The sequence below is a fragment of the Paenibacillus sp. 32352 genome, assembly GCF_002042965.1.
GTDB lineage: Bacteria > Bacillota > Bacilli > Paenibacillales > NBRC-103111 > Paenibacillus_S > Paenibacillus_S vulneris.
Genome location: NZ_MZNT01000005.1, coordinates 394814 through 416470, shown reverse-complemented (window position 1 = coordinate 416470; position 21657 = coordinate 394814). Strand labels below are relative to the sequence as shown.

The 21657-nt window shown below is 51.2% G+C and carries 15 protein-coding genes; 13 read left to right on the top strand and 2 right to left on the bottom strand.

What is annotated here, in order from left to right; translation table 11 throughout:
* Nucleotides 1–21 precede the first annotated feature (21 nt).
* From B1728_RS14930 to B1728_RS14900, 7 genes are all read left to right on the top strand, one after another.
* Nucleotides 22–1833, top strand: coding sequence for a HEAT repeat domain-containing protein (locus B1728_RS14930; protein ID WP_079911011.1), 1812 nt, complete (start codon nt 22–24; stop codon nt 1831–1833).
* Nucleotides 1809–2900, top strand: a complete 1092-nt coding sequence (locus B1728_RS14925) for an ATP-binding protein (protein ID WP_079911070.1) — start codon at nt 1809–1811, stop codon at nt 2898–2900. Before B1728_RS14930 ends, B1728_RS14925 begins: the two co-directional genes overlap by 25 nt.
* Nucleotides 2858–5260 carry a DUF5682 family protein gene (locus B1728_RS14920; RefSeq protein ID WP_079911010.1) on the top strand — a complete coding sequence of 801 codons (2403 nt, stop codon included), beginning with the start codon at nt 2858–2860 and terminating at the stop codon, nt 5258–5260. The genes B1728_RS14925 and B1728_RS14920 overlap by 43 nt, the downstream gene beginning before the upstream one ends.
* A gap of 3 nt (nt 5261–5263) precedes the next feature.
* Nucleotides 5264–6472: a VWA domain-containing protein gene (locus B1728_RS14915; protein ID WP_179136021.1), complete on the top strand. Its 1209-nt coding sequence runs from the start codon at nt 5264–5266 to the stop codon at nt 6470–6472.
* A 212-nt stretch (nt 6473–6684) separates the two neighbouring features.
* Nucleotides 6685–8547, top strand: coding sequence for a chondroitinase-B domain-containing protein (locus B1728_RS14910; protein WP_079911009.1), 1863 nt, complete (start codon nt 6685–6687; stop codon nt 8545–8547).
* A gap of 284 nt (nt 8548–8831) precedes the next feature.
* On the top strand, nt 8832–11225 hold the full coding sequence (locus B1728_RS14905) for a substrate-binding domain-containing protein (RefSeq protein ID WP_179136020.1): 2394 nt from the start codon (nt 8832–8834) through the stop codon (nt 11223–11225).
* A 118-nt stretch (nt 11226–11343) separates the two neighbouring features.
* Entirely contained in the window at nt 11344–12420 is a 1077-nt protein-coding gene (locus tag B1728_RS14900) for a DUF418 domain-containing protein (RefSeq protein WP_256865351.1), read from the top strand.
* A 206-nt stretch (nt 12421–12626) separates the two neighbouring features.
* On the opposite strand, the gene B1728_RS14895 is transcribed toward B1728_RS14900, so the two are convergent.
* A complete protein-coding gene (locus tag B1728_RS14895; RefSeq protein WP_079911007.1) occupies nt 12627–13508 on the bottom strand; it encodes a helix-turn-helix domain-containing protein in 882 nt (293 codons plus the stop codon).
* A gap of 117 nt (nt 13509–13625) precedes the next feature.
* On the opposite strand from B1728_RS14895, the gene B1728_RS14890 reads away from it, so the two are divergent.
* Genes B1728_RS14890 through B1728_RS14875 form a run of 4 tightly spaced genes read left to right on the top strand, consistent with a single transcriptional unit; the run spans nt 13626 to nt 16696 of the window.
* Entirely contained in the window at nt 13626–14291 is a 666-nt protein-coding gene (locus B1728_RS14890) for an RraA family protein (RefSeq protein ID WP_079911006.1), read from the top strand.
* A gap of 23 nt (nt 14292–14314) precedes the next feature.
* Nucleotides 14315–14656, top strand: a complete 342-nt coding sequence (locus B1728_RS14885) for a UxaA family hydrolase (protein WP_079911005.1) — start codon at nt 14315–14317, stop codon at nt 14654–14656.
* Between the two features lie 47 nt (nt 14657–14703).
* Complete coding sequence (locus B1728_RS14880; RefSeq protein WP_218672297.1) at nt 14704–15921, top strand: UxaA family hydrolase; 1218 nt, start codon at nt 14704–14706, stop codon at nt 15919–15921.
* Between the two features lie 4 nt (nt 15922–15925).
* Nucleotides 15926–16696, top strand: a complete 771-nt coding sequence (locus B1728_RS14875; RefSeq protein ID WP_079911003.1) for an SDR family NAD(P)-dependent oxidoreductase — start codon at nt 15926–15928, stop codon at nt 16694–16696.
* A gap of 73 nt (nt 16697–16769) precedes the next feature.
* Here B1728_RS14875 and B1728_RS14870 read toward each other — a convergent pair whose 3' ends face one another.
* A complete protein-coding gene (locus B1728_RS14870; RefSeq protein ID WP_079911002.1) occupies nt 16770–17696 on the bottom strand; it encodes an AraC family transcriptional regulator in 927 nt (308 codons plus the stop codon).
* Between the two features lie 261 nt (nt 17697–17957).
* Here B1728_RS14870 and B1728_RS14865 point away from each other — a divergent pair, with 261 nt between their 5' ends.
* Both B1728_RS14865 and B1728_RS14860 read left to right on the top strand, forming a co-directional pair.
* Nucleotides 17958–19268 (top strand): ABC transporter substrate-binding protein, encoded by a 1311-nt coding sequence (locus tag B1728_RS14865; protein ID WP_079911001.1) that lies wholly within the window; start codon nt 17958–17960, stop codon nt 19266–19268.
* Nucleotides 19269–19326: 58 nt separating this feature from the next.
* Nucleotides 19327–21318 carry a GDSL-type esterase/lipase family protein gene (locus B1728_RS14860; protein WP_079911000.1) on the top strand — a complete coding sequence of 664 codons (1992 nt, stop codon included), beginning with the start codon at nt 19327–19329 and terminating at the stop codon, nt 21316–21318.
* Nucleotides 21319–21657: the final 339 nt, after the last annotated feature.

Sequence of the window (21657 nt, the reverse complement as noted above, 5' to 3'; positions counted from 1 at the left end):
GAAATCATTAGGAGACGAATTATGAGTCTACATGTATTGTTTGAGCTGCAGAACGAAGTGCGGCGTTTGTTTATAGCGGGCAGCACCGTAGCGGCAGGAGACATGCGATTGCAGAAGCTGGCTTCCCAGCTGCAGCTGCAGGCCGAATCGGTTCCGGTTTTTGGGCGCTTGGCTCAGTCGGTCGATCAGGTGGTTACAGCCGATTCCGGTGAGGCCGCCCGAAAGCTGCTTGAGCTGGGAACGCTTCTCAGTGCCATCCTGCATACGCTCGGCAGAACAGAGTCTAAAGAGCCTTTAGCTCCTGTCACTGGTACCGACGCCAGTCTGCCGACCGCACTGCCTTATCGAAAGCTCTCTCCATTGATTCAAGCCTTGACGTCCAAAGGACAGGGGCGGCTGGAGCTATTGAAACAGGGCTGGGAGGAAGGGCTGTTTCAAGACCTGCGTTCCATAGCGCCTGCAGTCAGCGCGCTTGACGACAGCTACAGCGAAATTCCGGACTTTATTCAGCGCGTTGTCATTCCCGCTTACGGGCAAGAAGCGCTGCCTGTGCTGCTCCAGCAGTTCAAGCTGGACGGAGGCCGTGGCGATGCCCGCCGCCTGGAGCTAATTCATGAGCTGCTGCCCGGCGAGGACTTGGCTTTCTTAAGGCAGGCGGCTCACGAAGGATCGACGGAAGTACGTGCGGCTGCTATCGGGCTGTTAGGGGATTATCCGGAACAAATCGACTACATTCTGGCGCAGGCCGATGATAAGAAGAAGGAAATCCGGAGCGCAGCATTGTTCGCTCTGGCGCGGCTGGGTTCGGAACCGGCGGCAGAACGGCTCTACCATGCGCTCGTATCGAAGGATCACGAGCTGGCGATCGAGCCGATCCGAAGGTGTCAATCCCATAGCTTGACACTTAAATTTATCGCTCACGCGGAGCATGCACTAGAGCGTATCATCCAGCAGAGCAACGTGGAGGAAGCGGCTCAACAGCTGCTTGCCGATATCCGGAGTCTGGAAGGAAAGCAAACGACGGAAGTCGTACTTCTGCTGCAAAAGCTGCTGTCTGCGCCGGAGTTCATAAAGACAGAAACCGAAGCGGCCCAGGAGGCGGCAGCGGAGCTGCTGCTGGATATCGATCTGCCGGAAGCCTATCAGTTTGCGGTGAGCTTGCATAAAGCATTCCACGGGAAATTCATCGCTTACAGCTTTAAGGCAGCCTTGCGCATCCTTTCACCGGAAGACGTATATGAACAATTTCACAACGATCTTCGTAACAAAAAGCAATCCGCAGCCAAGACGCTGCTGCGTGCTTTCCAGGAAGAAACGCGCTGGTACCCGGGACGATTGGAGTACGAACCTTTTCAAGCAGAGGAAAGTATCGTCTGGGATCCTCGCTGGGTTCAGCTGTTCGTTGAGCTGGACGAAGCCGATCTGGTTTGCCGGTTGGTTCAGGAGCCCGATACGAACGTCATCAAGTACCTGACAGCCAAATGCGAGAAGCAGCCGCAATTTAACCGGGGGCAGACGTCCAACATGCTGTTGGTGCTGTTCGGCATGCAGGAGCCGCGGGCGCCGCAGCTGCTTATGGATATTTTGGAAAAGGGCGGCAACAAACAGTACTACTATTTGGACCGCGTGCAGTTGACCCTGCTCTCCCTGCTGCCAAGAGAATATGCCGATCGCCTTAGACGGCACGCGGAGCAGCTGACTTATCCAAGCCTGAAGGAACAAATATTGGAAATAGCCGAGATCATAGCGGCAAAGCCGGATACAAACCAAATGCAGGATAACCAAGAGAAGGGACAGGGATTATGGGAATGGATCAGAAGCAAGATGTTGTAAGATTACCTTCCGAGCGATTGTATGCGGAGGAGTTGGAGGTATTAAAGGATTTCGATCAGGATGTGAGACCTGCAGGCTGGCAGCTTTCTCCGAAAGCGGTGCTCACCTTTCTGACGGGCGGCGAAGTGAAGGGTGTTCCTATCACGCCAAAATACATTGGGAATAAGCGTTTGGTCGAAATGGCCATCGCCACGCTGCTAACGGACCGTGCCCTGCTGCTGATAGGGGAACCGGGTACAGCGAAATCATGGTTATCGGAGAATTTGACTGCCGCGATCCATGGGGATTCCGGCAAAGTGATACAAGGAACGGCCGGCACCAGCGAGGAGCACATCCGCTATTCGTGGAATTACGCGATGCTGTTAGCCCAAGGCCCCTCCGAGCAGGCGATTATTAAAAGCCCCATTTTCCGGGCGATGGAGACAGGCGGCATTGCACGGTTCGAAGAGATATCCCGTTGTGCATCGGAGGTCCAGGACGCTCTGATCTCGATTCTATCCGAGAAGACGATCTCCATTCCCGAGCTGGGACGCGAGGTGTCGGCAGCAAGAGGCTTCTCCGTCATTGCGACTGCCAATACGCGGGACCGGGGCGTGAACGAGATGTCGGCGGCACTGAAACGCCGCTTCAATATTATTGTGCTGCCCGCTCCGTCAGACATCGAGACGGAAGTGGAGATTGTGCGCAAGCGGGTAGGTGAAATCTCCGCAAGCTACGAGCTGCGCGCCTCGCTTCCGGAAGAAGAAGCGGTACGCAAGGTTGTGACGATATTCCGCGAGCTGCGCAGCGGCATGACGCTGGACGGCAAGGAGAAAGTCAAGGGGCCGAGCGGCGTCATATCGACGGCGGAAGCCATCTCCCTGCTAACGGGCAGCATGGCTCTTGCCGGCAGCTTCGGGAACGGGCACATCAGCGAAGAGGATATTGCAGCAGGCTTGCAGGGCGCTATTGTTAAAGATGAAGAAAAAGATCGTCTGGTATGGAAAGAGTATTTGGAAAATGTGATGAAAAAGCGGGGAGCGACATGGCGAAATCTGTACTACGCGTGCTCGGAGATGAACAACTAAGCCGCGATCAAGGGTTTCATGTATTCGGCATCAGACATTTATCTCCGGCCGGCGCCTATCACTTGCTTGCCTTTCTTGACGAAATCCAACCGACGGCCGTATTGATAGAGGGACCGGGGGATGCGACGGAGTTCATTGCCGAAATCACTTCGCAGGGCGTCGTTCCTCCTGTAGCGATTCTCGCCTATACGGACCAGCTTCCGGTACGGACCTTGCTGTACCCCTATGCGGAATACTCTCCCGAATACCAGGCTTTTCAATGGGCTAATCGTAACGGTGCCTTGGCGTCGTTCATCGATCTGCCGACAGCACAAAGTCTGGCATTGCACGAGACGAAGCGAAACGGGGGACTCTCGGATCAAGAAGGCGCTGGTGACGAGGAGCATAACCAAAGAGACCGCTATCCGGAAGGCTCCGATGCCCTACAGACTTATTGGCAGCAGCAGCGAACGCTTTATCAGCGTGTCACCGAGTTATCCGGAGAACCGGATTACGAGGCTTATTGGGAGCGTCATTTTGAGCATAGCTTGACGAAGGGTGCCTATCGTTCGGGAATACATCGGTTTTCCGAACAAATGAGGGAGCTGACGGAACAGCAGGAATGGCAGCTGGCTCCACAGGAAGCAGCCTACAATGAGATCCGTGAATCGTACATGCGGAGGAACATTCAGAAGGCTATTCTGGCAGGTCACGATCCGGAGCGGATCGTCGTCGTAACCGGTGCTCACCATGCTTCGGCTATGGATTTGCGCCTGCCTCTGATGACCGATGCGGAGCTCAAGGCGCTGCCCAAAGCAAAGACAAAGCTTACCTTAATGCCCTATTCCTATTACAAGCTGTCCACACATTCCGGATACGGTGCGGGCAATCAAGCCCCGGCCTATTTCGAGCTGTTCTGGAGATGCCTGCAGGCGGAGGATCTAGGCCGGCTGCCGTCGCTGTATTTCTCCGAGGTTGCCGCTCACTTGCGGGCTCACGGCACCTATCGCTCCACAGCCTCTCTTATTGAGGCTGTGCGGCTGGCAGAGGCGCTTGCAGCGCTTCATGACGGCAATCATCCTACATGGAGGGATCTGCAGGATGCGGCCGTCGTCTGCTTGGGCTATGGGGAGCTGTCTACCATCTCGGAGGCTCTGGCAAGAACGAATGTAGGAACGGCCATCGGGCAGCTGCCGGAGGGCGTCAGCCAGACTCCGGTTCAGGATGATTTAAACCGAGAGCTGAAGCGGCTCAAGCTGGAGAAGTACAGGACAACGGTTGCCGCTACGCTGGAGCTGGATCTGCGGGAAAATCGCAGAGTAAAGTCGGAGGAGGCCGCCTTCCTGGATCTGAACCGTTCCGTGCTGCTGCATCGGCTGCAGCTCCTTGGCATAGATTTTGCCAAGAAGCAGCGTGTTCAGCAGAACTCTGCAACGTGGGCGGAGAATTGGACGCTGCAATGGACTCCGGAGGCGGAGATTCAAGCGGTCGAGTCCACATTAAAGGGAGAGACGATCGAGCTGGCTGCGGCTTATGTGCTCAAAGAGCGGCTTGACGCGTGTACGGACATCGCCGAAGCCTCCAGGATCATCCGGGCGGCGTGTGAATGCGCCCTTATGCCGCTGATGGAGCAGGCAAAAGCTGCGCTGCAAGGTTTGGCAGTAGAAGCGGGAAGCTTCGAGCAGATTGCAGCTTCCGCCTACGAGCTGTCTGTGCTGATCGGCTACGGTTCCATCCGCCGGATCGAGACGTCAGCCCTCGTACCGCTGCTTGGACAGCTGTTCCTGCGCGGAACGCTTCTTTTGCTGAGCGCTGCTTCCTGCAATGATGATGCTGCCCGAGGTGTGGCGGAAGCGATTCAGCTGATGCACGGCATAGCACAGGAGCATTACAACGATGTGGACGATGCGTTATGGCAGACCAAGCTTCAGGAGCTGGCTTCGCGTGATGACCGGAATGCGAAGCTGTCGGGATTTGCCTTTGCCATCCTGCTGGAGCAAAGCAAGCTTCAAGAGGAGCAAGTGGCCCAGGAAGTGTCGCGCCGTCTATCGCCGGGCATTCCTGTAGATCTCGGAGCCGGCTGGTTTGAGGGACTGTCCATGCGCAACCGATATGCGCTCCTTTCCCGGGCGGTCTTGTGGAAGCAGCTTGACTTATACATCAAGCAGCTGGACCAGCAAGCCTTCAAACGTTCCCTTGTGTTCCTCCGAAGGGCGTTCGGGGCCTTCGAGCCAAGGGAAAAAGCCGCCGTCGCAGAGATGATGGGCGATCTGTGGGGGTTGGATGCCAACGCAGTAGGCGCAACCTTGCAGAAGCCATTGAGCGAGGAAGAAAGGGAGATGCTGCATGAGCTTAATGATTATGATTTTGGAGATCTATAGCCTATGACAAACATGGAGACAATCGATCATGAGCAGCTAAAACGATGGCGTCTCATCCTGGGCGCCGAATCCGAAGAAAAGCTTCAGTCCTTCGGTTCGGGCAGCCGTCTGCTGGATGAGGAAACGGCGCTGATGGATGAAGCTCTCGCAGCCATATACGATGATACCTACAGCAATGAGAACGGAAACGGCGCAGGAAATCCGCGCAAGCAGGCAGGGCTTGGTCCCTCCGCCCCCAAGCTGGCCAAATGGCTGGGGGATATCCGCACCTTTTTCCCGCCGGATATCGTTTCGGTCATTCAGGCGGATGCGATTGAACGTAAAGGCTTGAAGCAGCTGCTGTTCGAGCCTGAACTGCTGGCGCAAGTAAAACCGGACATTCAGATGGTCGCGACATTAATGGCACTCAAAGGAAAAATACCGGAGAGAACCAAGGAAACGGCAAGGCAGCTGGTCAAAGCCGTCGTGGAGGAAATTGTCCGCCGGCTTTCCGAAGATTTGCGCAGAGCCGTTACCGGGGCACTGAACCGGAGGCGGCATTCCCCTCTGCCTTCCGCCACCGGTCTGGATTGGAATACGACGATCCGTAAAAATTTGCGGCATTACGATCAGGAGCGCAAGCTGCTTATTCCGGAGAAGGTCTATTTCTTTGATCGTGCGCGGCGCAGCAAGGAATGGACCGTTATTCTGGATATTGATCAGAGCGGCTCCATGGCCAGGTCGGTCATTTACGCCTCGATAATCGGCTCCATCTTTGCAAGCATGCCTGCATTGGACACCCGCGTGGTTGCTTTTGATACGGAGGTCGTCGATTTAAGCGAGCAATGTGCGAATGACCCGGTCGATATGCTGTTCGGTATCCAGCTCGGGGGAGGCACGGACATCAACAAGTCTATTGCCTATTGTGAAGCCTTCATCACAGAGCCGAAAAAAACGATGTTCATTCTCGTCTCCGATCTTTATGAAGGCGGCAACCGGTCCGAAATGATTCGCAGACTCGTCGATATGCACCAGGCTGGGGTTAAGACCCTATGCTTGCTGGCCTTGTCAGACGAAGGGGCTCCCTCTTATGACGATGCAGTGGCGAAGAAGCTGGCCCAATACGGTATTCCTTGCTTCGGCTGCTCGCCGGAGAAGCTGCCTGAGCTAATTGAAGGGGCTCTGAAAGGACTCGATCTTACAGCCATTGCGGATCGCGTTAAGCAAGGATAAGATTCATGATAAACACCTCGGGATGACCGGGGTGTTTTTGACATCTTCCATACCCGCAGGAACACTTATAAAACCTGAGCATAGGACCAAATTATATGAGTTTTAACTATATTTTCCCGTTTCCCTTTGTGATACATTGAGTCCGACGGAGGTGATGAAGCGAAACATATGAACCTGTTTTAGAATTGATATGAACAAAGGACGGTGAGTTTATGAAGCTTGCAAACAAAAGATGGGCTGCCATGTTCCTGATTATGGGTCTCCTTATAACTATGCTCCCTGTGACGGGGATGGCGGCGGACGCCAAATTCAACATCCCCGCTTCGGCAGTAAGCGCTAGCGCAGATGACGGCAATGTCCCGGGGAATACGGTTGACGGGGATTTGAACACACGCTGGTCGGCAAGCGGGGATGGCCAATGGATTCAATTTGACTTGGGCTCCAACAAAAAAGCAGCTTATATCAAAATTGCATTTTTGAATGGCAGCACGCGGACTTCCACGTTTGATATCCAAACGTCTACAAACAATTCAAGCTTTACAACAATTAAAGCCAATGTTACGAGTGCATTGGCCGACGGCTTGCAGACGTTTGATTTCCCCGATGTTGATCCGGTCCGTTATGTGCGCATCATCGGTCACGGGAACTCCGTGAATGCCTGGAACAGCTACACGGAGGTAGAGATTTACGGGGATTCCTCTTCCGCAGGCAGCGGGACTGTAGTGAATGTTACGAATGCAGCTGAACTGAACGCGGCCATTACCGCTGCAAAAGCAGGGACCACGATTGTACTGGCCAACGGAACTTACACGGGTCCTTTTTCAATCAGCAGTAAGAATGGGACTGCATCAAGCCCTATTGTAATCAAAGCAGCGAACCAAGGGCAGGCCGTTATCGCTGGCACTGGAGGCTTCAAGCTAAGCGGTTCGTCCTACATGACGATAGAAGGAATGAAATTTACCAATTCGGGAACCGCCATTTCGTTGTCCGCTTCCAGCAATGTCCGTATCACGCGCAATAAGCTGGCTCTTGCCGACAATACCTCGGCAACCAAGTGGATCGTGCTGAACGGTGCGGGCAGCAATAATAACCGTATCGATCATAATGAATTCGGTCCAAGACATGATCTCGGCCAAATGATTTCAATCGACGGAGTGAACGGTCAGGTAGCCCAATACAACACGATTGAGTACAATTACTTCCATGATGCGGACCCGCAGACGGAGAATGGCGGCGAAACGATCCGCGTAGGCTTATCCGGCTTGTCCATGTCGGACGGGTTCAATACGATTCAATACAATTTATTCGTCAGCCTGGACAGCGATCCGGAAGTCATCTCGGTGAAGAGCAAAAACAACACGGTACGCTACAATACATTCCGTAATAACAAAGCTCAGGTTACCGCAAGGCATGGGCATAATGACAGCTTCTACGGGAACTTTTTCTTCGGCGATGGGGCTAAGGCGGGAGTAGGCGGTTTTCGAATATATGGCAATGATCACAAGATCTACAACAACTATTTCGAGAAGCTGACTCAAGCAGCCATCAATATCGACGGCGGAGATTTCGATGCGGGACCGAACGGCGACAATTATACGAGCACGGATTTAACCAAGCACTGGAGAGCGTATCGCGTCCAAGTAACCAATAACACTGTCGTGGATAGCAAAGCCAGCAGCATTGCCGTCGGTTTAAGCTATACGTACGCCCCTGTGGACAGCCGAATTGCCAACAATATAGCTAAGGGTTCGGCAGGCCCGCTTTATAATGAAGCCAAAACCTCGAATACGGTATTCGAAGGCAATATCGGTTATGGCGCTTCGTTGGATAATGTGTCCAGAACGTCATCCGAAATCAAAAATATCGATCCTCTGTTCGCCGTATCAGGAGGTCTGCAAAAGCTGACATCCGCAAGTCCCGCCATCAATGCAGCCGTCGGCTCCTATCCTTACGTTACCGACGATATGGATGGGCAGACGCGGTCGGTCAACGATATCGGGGCGGACGAATATTCGACCTCGAGCGTTGTAAGAAAGCCATTAACCACGGCAGACGTAGGGCCTGCAGCACCTTAATAAGAATGAAGTAAATAGGTAAAGCTGTCTCATTGTTCATCAGTTGATGGATGAGGCAGCTTTATTATTTTTTTACGGCTTTGCCAATTCATTTGGTGACAAATAGACCTTTACCGCCCCCTTTTCACAAAATCGTCTTGACAACGAGGGCCTCTTGCATCATATATATTGTTATATACTGGGAATCGCTTCCTCCGATACATCAGGCATTTACACAAGGAACAGGGCTTGCAATGCGATAATGTAAAGATTAGCGTAATTTATCTGATAAGGGAGAATGCATGATGAGCTTAAGCCGTTTTATCGGGGTGATTACCCCTTATTTGGATGGAAGCTTATACGGAGGATTTTTATACGAACTAAATCGGATCGTCATCGAGCGCGGGTATAGACTTCTCGTAATGAAAACTCCAAAAACGAATAGTGATTACTCCATCCCGTTGGCTACTGTACATGCGGCCGCATGGATTGTTTTCGATTACAGCTTGAACGAAAACATTGTCAATGAGCTTAAACGGCTGAACCGGCCGATTGTAGGAATTAACCACCATTCCGTGCATTATCCCAGCATCCATTTTGCCAATGAGGAAGGGATGGAGCTTGCCATAGAGCATCTGTTTCAGCATGGGCATCGTCGGATCGCTTTTGTCGGCAATATGATGAACCTGTCCACAAAAAAACGATACTCCGGCTATGTAAACGCTTCCGAACGGCTTGGAATTCCGTTGGATCCCAACTTGCTGGTCGTCATTGGAAACGATGCTCAATCGGGAGGGTACCATGTGGCCGATATGATTGTGAATGGGGAGCTTGATTGTACGGCTGTCGTTTCCAATAATGATATAACGGCTATAGCTCTAATCGATAGGCTCAAAAAGGAAGGCTACCGAATTCCCGAGGATATTGCGGTAATGGGTTATGACTATAATCCCTTGGCAGAGCATACGGAGCCTGCCGTTTCTACCGTCAAGCCGCCGTTGGCGGATACGGCGAAACGTTCTATGGATCTGCTGGAAGAGGGGATGGCAACGGGATTGATGCAGACAGAGCATATCCGTATGCAGATGACCCTTCTCCCGAGAGGATCGTGCGGCTGCAGTCATGAGAATGCGAACGGGTCCGGAGATCAAGGAAAGCTGTTTCACTCCTATCAGCTATTGAACCAAAGCATGTCCGCCAACCGGACTATCCATTACTTATCTTATCGGGATGCTACGAAGCTGAACAACTTGTCATGGATGCACTCTTTACAATGTATATGGGGATGCTACGGCCAGTGGTTCAATGAGCCCTCAGAGCGCGGAAGAATGTATGTCAAGCACTATTATACGAAGGACGATATAGCTGTTCCGACAGATGAAATTGTGTGCTCTCCAATGGAATTTCCTCCGCTTCATTGCATACCTAAGGAATTGCTCGATGATCCCGGTAATATCATATCGATCCATCCGGTAATTCCTAATGAACGGGATTGGGGAGTTATGGCTATGCTCCATCCGATTGATGAAAGCTGGTCTTATTTCAAAAGCGATACGATCACCTATTCGATGCACCGACTGGCAACCGCATGGGAAAAAGAAGACCTTCTCGCTCAGCTTCGCAAAACGAACCATATGCTGGAGGCCGTCTCCAAGGCAGCCATGGACGCTATCTTCGAATGGTCCGTAGAGGAAAAGCGGTTCTTATGGTCCGAACGCGTAAATGAATTTTTTCAACGTCCGCCGGTGACCGATGCGGATTTACTGTCCCTCGTTCACCCGGAGGATAGAGCGGCTGTACAAGCCGCATTGTTCGACCAAGCTCAGATGGAACAGCCGATTCGGTTGGAGTACCGGATAAAGCAGCCCGACGGCAATTACTTATGGGTGGAGTGCAACGGGCAAATCATCCGGGAATTGGAGGAGCAGAGAGTTCGTCTGATAGGCTCCATAAGGGATATCAGCGAAAGAAAGGGCGCGGAGGAGCTGTTGAGGAGATCCGAGAAGCTGTCCGTGATCGGTCAGCTTGCAGCCGGCGTCGCTCATGAAATCAGAAATCCCCTGACTTGCTTGAAGGGCTTCACGCAGCTGTTGAAGACAAGGTATCAGGAGAAAAACATTCCTTATATTGACATTATGGAAAGTGAATTGGACCGGATTAACTTTATCGTTACCGAGTTTATGTCGCTTGCCAAACCACACCTAAGCCATTTCAGTCTCAAAGATATTGCGCACATTATCACCAGCGTTGTATCTATTCTGGAGACTCAGGCGATTCTTACAGGAGTGCAGATCATAACCCGATTCGAGTCGGAACTTCCTCCCATCTTATGCGAGGAAAATCAGTTAAAGCAGCTTTTTGTAAATCTGCTGAAAAATGCGATTGAGGCTATGCCTAAGGGCGGTAATGTGTACGTAGACGTTGCCTTGGGCAATGCAAATGCACTGCGTGTGCAGGTCAAGGATGAAGGTCACGGTATCTCGTCCGAGATTATACAAAAGGTAGGCGAGCCGTTTTTTACGACCAAGGAAAAGGGTACGGGACTGGGACTAATGATCTCCCACCGAATCGTAGAAGCCCACGGGGGTACGATGAATATAGGAAGCAGCAGTGAGGGGACGGTTGTAGAAATCATGCTGCCGCTCTATATGTCTTCGCCAAATGCTGAAGCTTCATCTTCGGGGTTCGTATATCAATAGCATGGGATCTTTCGAGACAGCGGAAAAACTTTTAAGGTTCATGTAAGCATTAGATTAACATGGTGAAAGGTTGGGCGGATATACTACTCAGGAGATTGAAATAAGGGAGTAGTTACCTGTGAACACTGTGAATCCATCCGTCACTGAACAAGAAAGAATCGCCGCCTTAGATATGATCCGAGGTCTGGCTTTGTTTGGCATTTTGTTTATCAACGCCGGGGCATATAATGTTATAGTTGAAGGGACCCCAATGCCTGATTATACCGGTCTTAATGGTATAATTAGTTCCCTGATTGATATTTTTGTAGAAAAAAAGTTTTTTTCCATGTTTTCTTTTTTATTCGGCGCAGGCTTTTATATTTTCGCTTCCCGTGCCGAAAGCCGCGGGGATAAGCCTCGTTTGCGTTTTGCCAGACGTCTGCTGGCACTATTTCTTCTTGGCATCATCCACTTTTTGTTTTTTTGGGGCTCTATCCTTGCTGTTTATGCCGTTATCGGCTTTCTTCTGATCCCGTTTTATCGGGTCAAAGCTTCAACTACAGCCAAATCGCTTGGTGCGTTAATCTTTATTCATATCATTTCCCTCTTGCTAGACATTTTTTCGCCCGAAATAAGGGGATTCTCGCAAGTGACTGCATTTGCCGGGAATGATGCCGCAGCCATTTTCATAATGTTTCTATCAGGCTTTCTGGCAGCAAAAGCAGGGTGGATCAGCCGTCCGAATGATTTCTCAAAGCAAATGCGAACCGTCCGGCTGGTCTCACTGCCATGCTTTATCGGAATCTCCATCTGGACATGGTACGCGTCACAAGGGCATGATCCGCATATGGACAATATCATAGCTTTAGGCGCCATACCGGCAGCGTACTTTTACTTAGCGAGCTTATTTCAGCTGTTACAGCATGATAGGATCGCGAAATATTTTCGGCCTATTGCCCGTGTGGGTCAAATGGCATTGACGAATTATTGGGCTCAAAGCTTTATAGGATTAGCGATCATCTCTCTCATGAATCTAGAGACGGTATCTCCCGTTCATATTGTTATCATTTCGGTACTAACGTTTACGATTCAAATCTTGTATAGCGTGGTTTGGTTTCAATTTTTTCCGATGGGACCGTTAGAGAAAGTATGGCGGTTTATGACCTATGGCAGGAAGCCGCTTCATAGAGGACATCATAACGAAGCGGTATCATAGCAGAAGAACCCCTTTATAAGGTATCCTTCATCAATTTTTATATATTTACTGGCTTGACGATGAAAGGACATATCCTCTCCGGTAAAAAGACGGCAGCATATCATTCCTGCTGCATCTTAGGCCGTACTCGAGCTGTAATACCGCGTCAACCTAAATGGGCTTCGCCATAACACGGCGAAGCCCGTTTTACTTCCTGACTATGCAGTTCAATAAAATAAATCCGCATTTTGCTGCCGGTATTTCAGCGGCGTCGTTTTCGTGAGCAGCTTGAATTTGCGAATAAAATTGTTGACGTTATTAAACCCGACCTGCTCGGATATTTCATGAACAGGGTCATCCGTCTGCACAAGCAGCATGCGTGCCTTAGCAATCCTCAATTTCAGCAAATATTCATACGGAGTGAGTCCCGTCTGGCGCTTGAAGGTCCGGATGAAGGCGTAGGTGGTCAAATGATTCCTTGCGGCCATGTCATGAACCGATACATCCTCGTTATAATGAAGGTCCATATACGTTATCGTTTCGGCGATCGCTTTGGCCGAAGTGCTGGACAGCTTCAGGGTATCGTGAGTATATTTCTCCTCGCTCAGAGCGGTCAGCGCTCCGCACAGCGCTTCGGCCATCTTAAGGTCAGCCGTAGGCGCATTGCGGTTGACCTGCTTCAGCACCGTATCCATATGGGCCTCAACGGAACCGGGCTTTTGTAATGCAATCGTCTGAAACTTGCCCTCATTGATGAGCGCTTCGTAGTGAATTCCTGCCGATTCCTCAAACCGGACCCATTTGATCTCCCAGCTATCCCCGACACATTCATAAATATGAGGCTCATTGCAATCGAGCAAAAAAGCATGACCTTCCGTCACCTGGAACTTTTGTCCGCGGAACGTCACTGTACCTCGGCCTGCCAGCGTTAAAATCAGAATCCGGTAGTTGAGCCCCTGCCTTTGGACCCTGTACCCCGGCAGGCAATGATAATGCCCGCAAGCGACGATGCGAAAAGGAAGCCGCTGGCTCTGAGGATCCGGCAGATGAAGGAGATGGACAGAGCTCGGGCTGATAATGTCATTGATAATATTGTTCGTGGAGCTCATAAAAAAGACCTCAATTTTTATATATTTTCAGTTAATTATTGGCGATGTAATCCCATCGTACCACCCATATAATAAAAATAAAAGCACCACTATGAATCTCTGCGGAGGATCTTGCAAATGAGCATAGCGAAGAACGACCTGGAATTATTCAAATTGATGAAACGGGAGCTGTATACACCGGTTATCGGAGATATTTTGGATGATTTAGGCAAATATCATCAAATTCTTGCTCCGGCGATTCAGCCGATGAAAGAGCATATGGTGTTGGCGGGACGCGCCATGCCGGCCGTCATGATTGACGTGTACGGCAGGCAGGAGAAGCCCTTCGGGTTATTGACCGAAGCGCTGGATCAGCTGGAGCCGGGAGATGTGTACATTGCAAGCGGCGGGGACATGCGCTGCGCGTATTGGGGAGAGATACTGACCGCGACGGCCAAGACCCGCGGTGCGGCGGGAGCCATCGTGAACGGCTATCACCGGGACACGCCGAAGGTGCTGGAACAGAACTGGCCCGTATTCTCGCGGGGACGATTCGCTCAGGATTCCTCGGTACGCACCAAGGTTGTCGATTACCGCTGCCCTATCGAAATCAGCGGGGTCTGGATCCAGCCCGGTGATCTGATCTTTGCCGATCTCGATGGCGTCGTCGTCATTCCGGCGGAGCTGGAGGCCGAGGTAATCGAACGGTCTCTTGAGAAGGCGAGAGGAGAGAAGCTGGTGCGCAAGGAAATCGAAGCGGGATTGTCTAGTACAGCAGCATTTGCCAAATACGGGATTTTATAATCCGGGAAGCGAGGGATAGCAGGATGAGCGACAAGTTCCGTCAAGCCAGCTTTCATATCCATCCGGACGATAACGTAAGCGTCGCTTTATCCGATCTGGAGCCGGGGGAGATAGCCGTTTACGGACCCGGGGGAACCGCCATCGGATTCGCCGGGGAGCCGGTCAAGCAAGGACATAAGCTGGCGCAGCGCCATATTGGCGAAGGCGAAGCGGTCATAAAATATGGGGTTGCCATTGGGCTCGCCACTCGCGATATTCAGGCCGGAGAATGGGTGCATCTGCATAATTGCAAAAGCTTCCACGATACGCGCTCCTCTACTCTTGATATCGAGTCAGGAGCACCTACGGATATGGAGTATCGCTAGGCAATTCTTATCCCGTGTGTTAAATGTTATGGAATGAGGTGGTCACGGTGGCAGAAGATTCGTTTCCTTCCTGGAAGGGCTATCTTCGCAAAAACGGCTCCAAAGGGATTCGAAATAAAGTGCTGGTGATGTACACGGTGGAATGCTCTTCCTTCGTCGCCAAGGAGATCGGCAGCCACTTCAAACATTCCGACATCGACGTCGATGTCGTAGGCTTCGCCGGCTGTACGGACAACGAGTACGCGCTAAGGATGATGATTGCGCTGATTCGGCATCCGAACGTAGGCGCAGTGTTGACCGTCGGACTTGGCTGCGAATATTTGCAGGCTAAGAGCTTGGCCGAGATCGCGCTGAAGGAAGGCAAGCCGGCTGCATGGATGCTGATCCAGGAGCACGGCGGCACGATGAAGACGATCGAGGACGGCAAGAACGCGGTTAAACAGCTGCATACGCAGCTGGAGCGGGAAACGGTAATCGTCGAGATGAACCTGAGCGATCTGGTCATTGGCGCAGAATGCGGCGGCTCGGACTATACGTCCGGTCTTGCAGGCAATGTGGTTGTAGGCCGCTTGTTCGACCTGCTCGTCACTTCAGGAGGGACTGCCATCTTCGAGGAAATCGTTGAAGCGATTGGATTGAAGTCTATTTTGCTCGCCCGGGCAGCGAACGAGGAGGTTAGAAGCGCACTGGAGGCGACTTACGACAAGATGCTCGATTACTGCAAAAGCGTTCGGCAGTATTCGGTGTCGCCGGGCAATTTTGCCGGAGGGCTGACGACCATTGAAGAGAAAAGCATGGGCGCCTTCGTCAAAAGCGGCTCCAAGCCGATCGAAGGCGTGCTCCGCGTATCGCAAACTCCGCCGCATCCCGGACTATGGCTGCTGGATAGTACGCCGGACCCGCATTTCATGGGCTTCGGCTACACGAATCCGAATGATAATGAAGGGCTGATGGACCTCATCTGCAGCGGCTCCCACCTCGTCTTTCTCGTCACAGGCAGAGGCACCGTCGTCGGCAGCGCCGTCGCTCCGGTACTTAAAATTACGGGCAATGAGAAGACCTACCGCAAAATGTCCGATGATCTGGATTTCTGCTCCGGTGCGGCATTAACCGGCGAGAAGACGATGGACACGCTTGCTTCAGAGCTGCTCGAGCTTGTCGTTCAGACCTGCGCAGGGCGATTGACCCAAGCGGAGAAGCTTCATCATAAGGAATATTACATCCCGTACAAATATCAAGGCACAGGGACGAATTGTGAGGGATAACGATATGAAAACCGTGAATGAAATATTTAGTCTTGCGGGCGAACGCGCGCTTATTACCGGGGGAGCAACCGGACTCGGCCTGGCCATGAGCCAATGCTTTCAAGCCGCCGGGGCGGAGGTCATCATGGTCGGCTCAGGCTGCGGGGAGGAACGGACAAAGCTCGCTGAAGCCATGGGCGAAGGGGTGTATTACCGCTCGTTCGATGTAGCGGATACGAAGCGGACCGAACTGTTCATACAAGAAGTTGAGGAGACTATCGGGCCTGTTTCGATCCTGGTCAACAATGCAGGCAACCATTGCAAGAAGCCGATCGAGGAGACGACGGACGAGGACTTTCAGGCTGTGATGGACGTCCACCTGCTCGGAGCCTTCTCTCTCTGTCGCGCCTTAGTTCCCCGCATGAGGCAGAGAAACAAAGGAAATATTATCTTCCAGGCCTCCATGACCTCGTTCATAGGACAACCCCATGTGATAGCCTATGCGAGTGCCAAATCCGCTTATCTCGGTATGGTGCGGACACTGGCCTCCGAGACGTCCGCATACGGCATCCGGGTGAACGGCATCGCCCCCGGCTGGATCGAATCGGCGATGCTTCGCAAGGCTTTAGACGGAGACGAGCCGCGAACGCAAAGAATACTCGGCCGCACGCCTATGAAAACATTCGGCGAGCCTCATGATATTGGCTGGGCCGCCGTCTATTTGGCCTCGCCGGCAGCCTCATTCGTCAATGGCGCCGTGCTGCCAGTGGACGGAGGCGCCCTCATAGGATTTTAGACTCGAGCAACGGATGTCGCAGCTATAGCAAACCGTCCAGGCCAAGGCCCGGACGGTATTTTTTTATCGTAGCTCACTTCTTCACTTCTGAAGAACCAGCCTCCCGGGCGATTTTGGGACGATAGTGCAGCGGAGAAACGCCGGTCCAGCGCTTGAACTGCCGGCTGAAGTGGCTTTGTGAGGCAAACCCGAGCTGCTCCGAGATCATCTGGATTTTCAAATCGGTGTGAATCAATAAATATTTCGCCTGCTGCAATTTTTTGTTCGTCATATATTGCCTGGGAGAAACCTTGTACACTTTTGTAAACAGCTTGTGACACTGCACCCGGCTTAAGCAAAGCTGTCTGGCAATCTTGGCAATAGAAATATCGGGTAAATGAAAATGCTCCGATATATATTTCTCGATCCGATGAGCGGTTTCTACTTCATAGATGGAGTTTTCTTGTTGTGCCGTCCGCGACGGCCCGGATTCAAGAAGCTGCAGCTCAATAATTTCACATAGGATCATCAGGATAACGGCCTGCATGCGAAGCCTTTCTTTCACGAGAACGGTGCTCTCCAATTCCTTCGAGCAGCCGGCATCCGACGACTCGGCCAGAAGGTTATTCATAATCAATTCATCTATATTATCGAGCTGCCGGGCCAGCCCTGACCGCGGAATTTGACGGTTATTCCATTTTTGGATAGGCTGAGCATGAAACCATTGCCGAAGATCCAGATCATCTATGTCAAAATGAAAGGAAAGATAGATATAGTTATCCGGGCCGTTATTCACCACATGATGCCGCATTCCGGGCGGAATGATGAGCCAGTCGCCGCTGCCGAACGGGATGGCGTTCCCTTCGACATATTGAACGGCGCTGCCGTCATAGCAGTACAAGATCTCAAACATTTTATGATAATGATCACGATAGCTCCAGCCGGGTTCCGCCACTCGAAAATGGAAGCCTACTAGCTGCAATGTGCTGGAAACGTTGGGAAAACTGACCTTGTATGCCAAAGAAATATCCTCCCTCAAGTAAGTAATTGCAACTATACCATATTTGTATTATAGCAAGAGAGTCTACCCAATTCATAAATGAGTTACAATTGGTCAAAAAAAGGAATGAAAACGTCATATCAAATCATCGAAAGAGACCGCATAATAGAAGAAGCAGTAGAACGACAACAAAAGAAAGCTTTGTGTATAGTTTGTTCATTTATTAAACAAAGGTAATTAGCTTGAAGTGAGAATTATCAATAGAATAAAGGGGAGATTCTTATGAAAAAAGCTCTGAAAAGCGGAATTAGCGTAGCGGTCTGTGCTTTTGTTGCAGCCGGCTGCAGCGGTGGGGTTAAGGATAGCGGCAAAGAGAACGTAACGGCGGATACGGTCGATCTGAATGCGCCGATTGAAATTACAATGACTTCAAGTGCAGGAACCGCCTCAGACAGCTTTAATGCAAGTGTGACCAGCTACCTTCAGAAAAAATTTCCGAACTGGAAATTCAATTATATTCAAAAAGGGCCCGGTTCCTCGATCCAGGAGCTTGTAACTGCCGGAACCGCGGTAGACCTCATTTTCGAGGCGCAGACAGGCGTGATTGACGGATTAATAGCCCCGGGGCTGCAGACTGATATTACCGATTTGGTCAAAAAAAATAATATTGATTTGAGCCGGTTCGAGCCTGTTTCCATCGATGCCATGAAATCGCTTGCGAACGGGGGGTTATACGGGCTTCCGATCAGCATGATGGGGATTGTCACCTTCTATAATAAGGACATATTCGATAAATTCGGCATCCCTTATCCGAAGGACGGCTTGACCTGGGATGAAACTATCGACCTCGGCAGGAAGCTGACGCGGATGGAGGATGGCGTATCCTATATTGGCCTGGCGGCTTCTACTGGCCATGTCTTAAAGCTGAACCCGTTCTCGATTCCCTACGTGGATGCCGACTCCAGCAAATCGACCTACGGTAATGACAAATGGAAAATCGTGATGGATACGATATTTAAAGGCGAGTCGACGGACCCTCTGTTCATCGATTATATGAAGGGCAATAACAACAAGGTTCCTGCAAAGGACGAATTTTTGAAAAAGAAAAATTTGGCCATGTACGTTTATTTTTCCGACCTGGTTGCGGACGGCCTGGCTCCATCCGTTAACTTCGACATGGTATCCGCACCGACCTTCAAGGAGCTTCCGGGAGTAGGCTTCCAGCCGTACCCGACTTACGTGAACTTGTCGTCCGCTTCGAAGAACAAAGAGGCGGCAATGGAAGTCATCAAATATTTGGTGTCTGACGAATATCAGGCGGCACGTGCCAAATTGGGCTACATTACACCGCTTAAGGATGATGCTATCCGCAAATCAATGGGCAGCGAATACCCGAAAAAGCTGAACTGGAATGCGGTATTTTACAATAAATATCCCGAAGTTCCGAAGAAAGGCAAGTTCGATTCCATTGGCGAGAAACCGCTGACCGACAATATTCCGGGTTATATCATGGGGGGCTTGGATACAAATACAGTGCTTCGCCAGGCGGAAGAAACAGCGAACAAGGCGATCGAGGCGGAGCAAAAGAAATAATAGACATGCCGGTGAGCTACACCGTTGAAATGACGAAAATGCAAAGGGGCAGCAGCCTGTGACAACCAAGACAGAACCATTAGCGAAGAAGTTTTATTTCGGAAAGTCGAATAAAGCCGGATACATTAGAGTTAACTGTAACGAAAACAACGGCGTACCTCTGTACAGTAAGGAAACGTCCTTCGGCTTTCTTCATCAAACCTGTGCCTTTCCCCCGAGGGAGGTGCATACAAGCTCTATCATTTCTACGGAAGAGGGCTTTATCCTGACGGAAACGGACTTCTACTATGAGCCGGGCCATGAGAACGACAACTTCAACCATTACGGCATGGCCTTCCGAATCGATGTTCCAGCCGGGGCCTACGAGATTTATGTTAAGACCGCGTCCGAGCTTGCGGATACGATGGTCTCTGTTTCCGGGCTGCAAGCCAGCCGTATCCTGGATAGCGGTTATTGGGACGCAGCCAGACTTATACCGGTCAATACCTATGCCCGGACCGGTCCAAGGGAGTGGAGCTTCCGATTCGTAACCGGCCTGCCCTACCTCGATATTGAAATTGAACCGAAATACTCCGGTATTCCCGTTGGCGTTGAGGAGATTATCATCAGCCCGATTGCTCCTCAGCCGAGAGAGGAAGGCAGCCTTCCTGCCCTTTTCCTGTTAGGGGATTCCACCGTTAAGTCCTATACATTCGAAGAAGCTCCGATGTGCGGCTGGGGGCAAGTGATAGGCAGGCTGTTTGACCGGGACCAAGTTAGCGTAATCAACTATTCCATGGGCGGACGGTCGTTCAAAAATGCCTATGCCGAAGGCCGGCTCAACGATCTCTTGATGACAGGGCATCAGGGAGACCATGTGCTGATACAGTTCGGCCATAACGATGAGAGGAAGGACGAATATCGCCGCTATGGCAGAGGCTCCACAGAGTCTACGTACAGGACCTACATCGAGCATGTGTATGTCCCGGCTATTCGTGCCAGAGGGATGATCCCCGTATTGGTTACGCCTCCTTCCAGAGTTCTTGGCACCGCAGCGGCAGGGCACAGGTACACGAACTCCTTTCGAGCGCGAAAATTTCCTGAGCTGATGAAGGCATTGGGTCAAGAGCTGGGAATCACCGTTATCGACCTGAACTCCGAAAGTATTCAGTATTACAACCAGATCGGAGTCGAAGCACCGACAGCCCTATTTATGTCCATAGAGGCAGGGGAAACACCCGGTAAGACCAATGACGGCAGCTATGCCAATGGACATCCGGCCAATAAGATAGACGGAACGCATTATAAGGAAGCGTTGGCCAAGCCGTTCGCGCAAATCATTGCCACTCAAATGGTAAAATTGGGTGAAGCGGGGGATCCAACGGCTTTGGAGCTTGCCTCCTATTTGAGGAAGGACGTTGCCGCCGCTGCCGCTTCCGAGGATTGGGAGACCATTTTTCCTGAAACGGCAAAGGACATCAGGGTTGGAGAAGCAGCCTATTACCGAAATCAGATTGAGAAAATGCTGCAGCTCGGCGTCATGAATAAAGATCATAACGGTCATTTCCATCCTCATAGGATGATGTCTACAGAGGAATTTATTACGGCCCTTTCGCGAATCATGAATATCCAGCCAGCAGCAGTGCAGGGATATCCTTGCGGGGATTTGACCCGTGAAGTGATGGCCGCTATATTATTTGATGCGTACCATGCGAAGTTCACCGAGAAGCCGAAATATATGACGGATTACAACGGCAAACCCTCCGGACCTGCAGACCGTCATCATGACCCTAATCTCGATTCGGGTAATATTGACGTCACGTACGATCCCATGATCAGCTATGAACAGCTGACGGATACCGGTGGCATTGCTCCGAATATTGCGGACAAAGTGAAGAAGGCTTATGAGCTGGGTCTCATCCGATCGGAGAAGGGAATAACCCGAGGAAAGGTCAGCTGCGGCACGGAGCTCGAACCGAAGCAAAGCGTTACCCGCGAAAAAGCAGCCAAGGTCTTGTATTTTATGTGGGTTCTCGTGAATCCTGTGCATCGTGAAAATCATCAAATCTAACGAAGCCGCGTGTATAGCGCGGCTTTTTTGATCCCTACAAAGCACCTGAATCCGCTTCTAAGCCGTAGCCCCGCTTTGCGGGGTCAGGCTGTTGAAAAACCTAGTTTTACGTGAACTAGCTAAATACGGAGGTGGGGTATGCCTCGGAGGAGTTTACGTCCGCCTTTGAAACCCACGAAAGTACCGCTAAATATAATCCAATTCGCGGGTTTCAATAGCGGCTGGAGGGGTATACCCCACCGTAGTATATCAGCAATAGTTCTAGCTTCACAGGTTTTTCCACAGTCTCGCCCCGCTTTGCGGGGTTATTTTGCATGAAGCGGATCATTTTGACCCGAT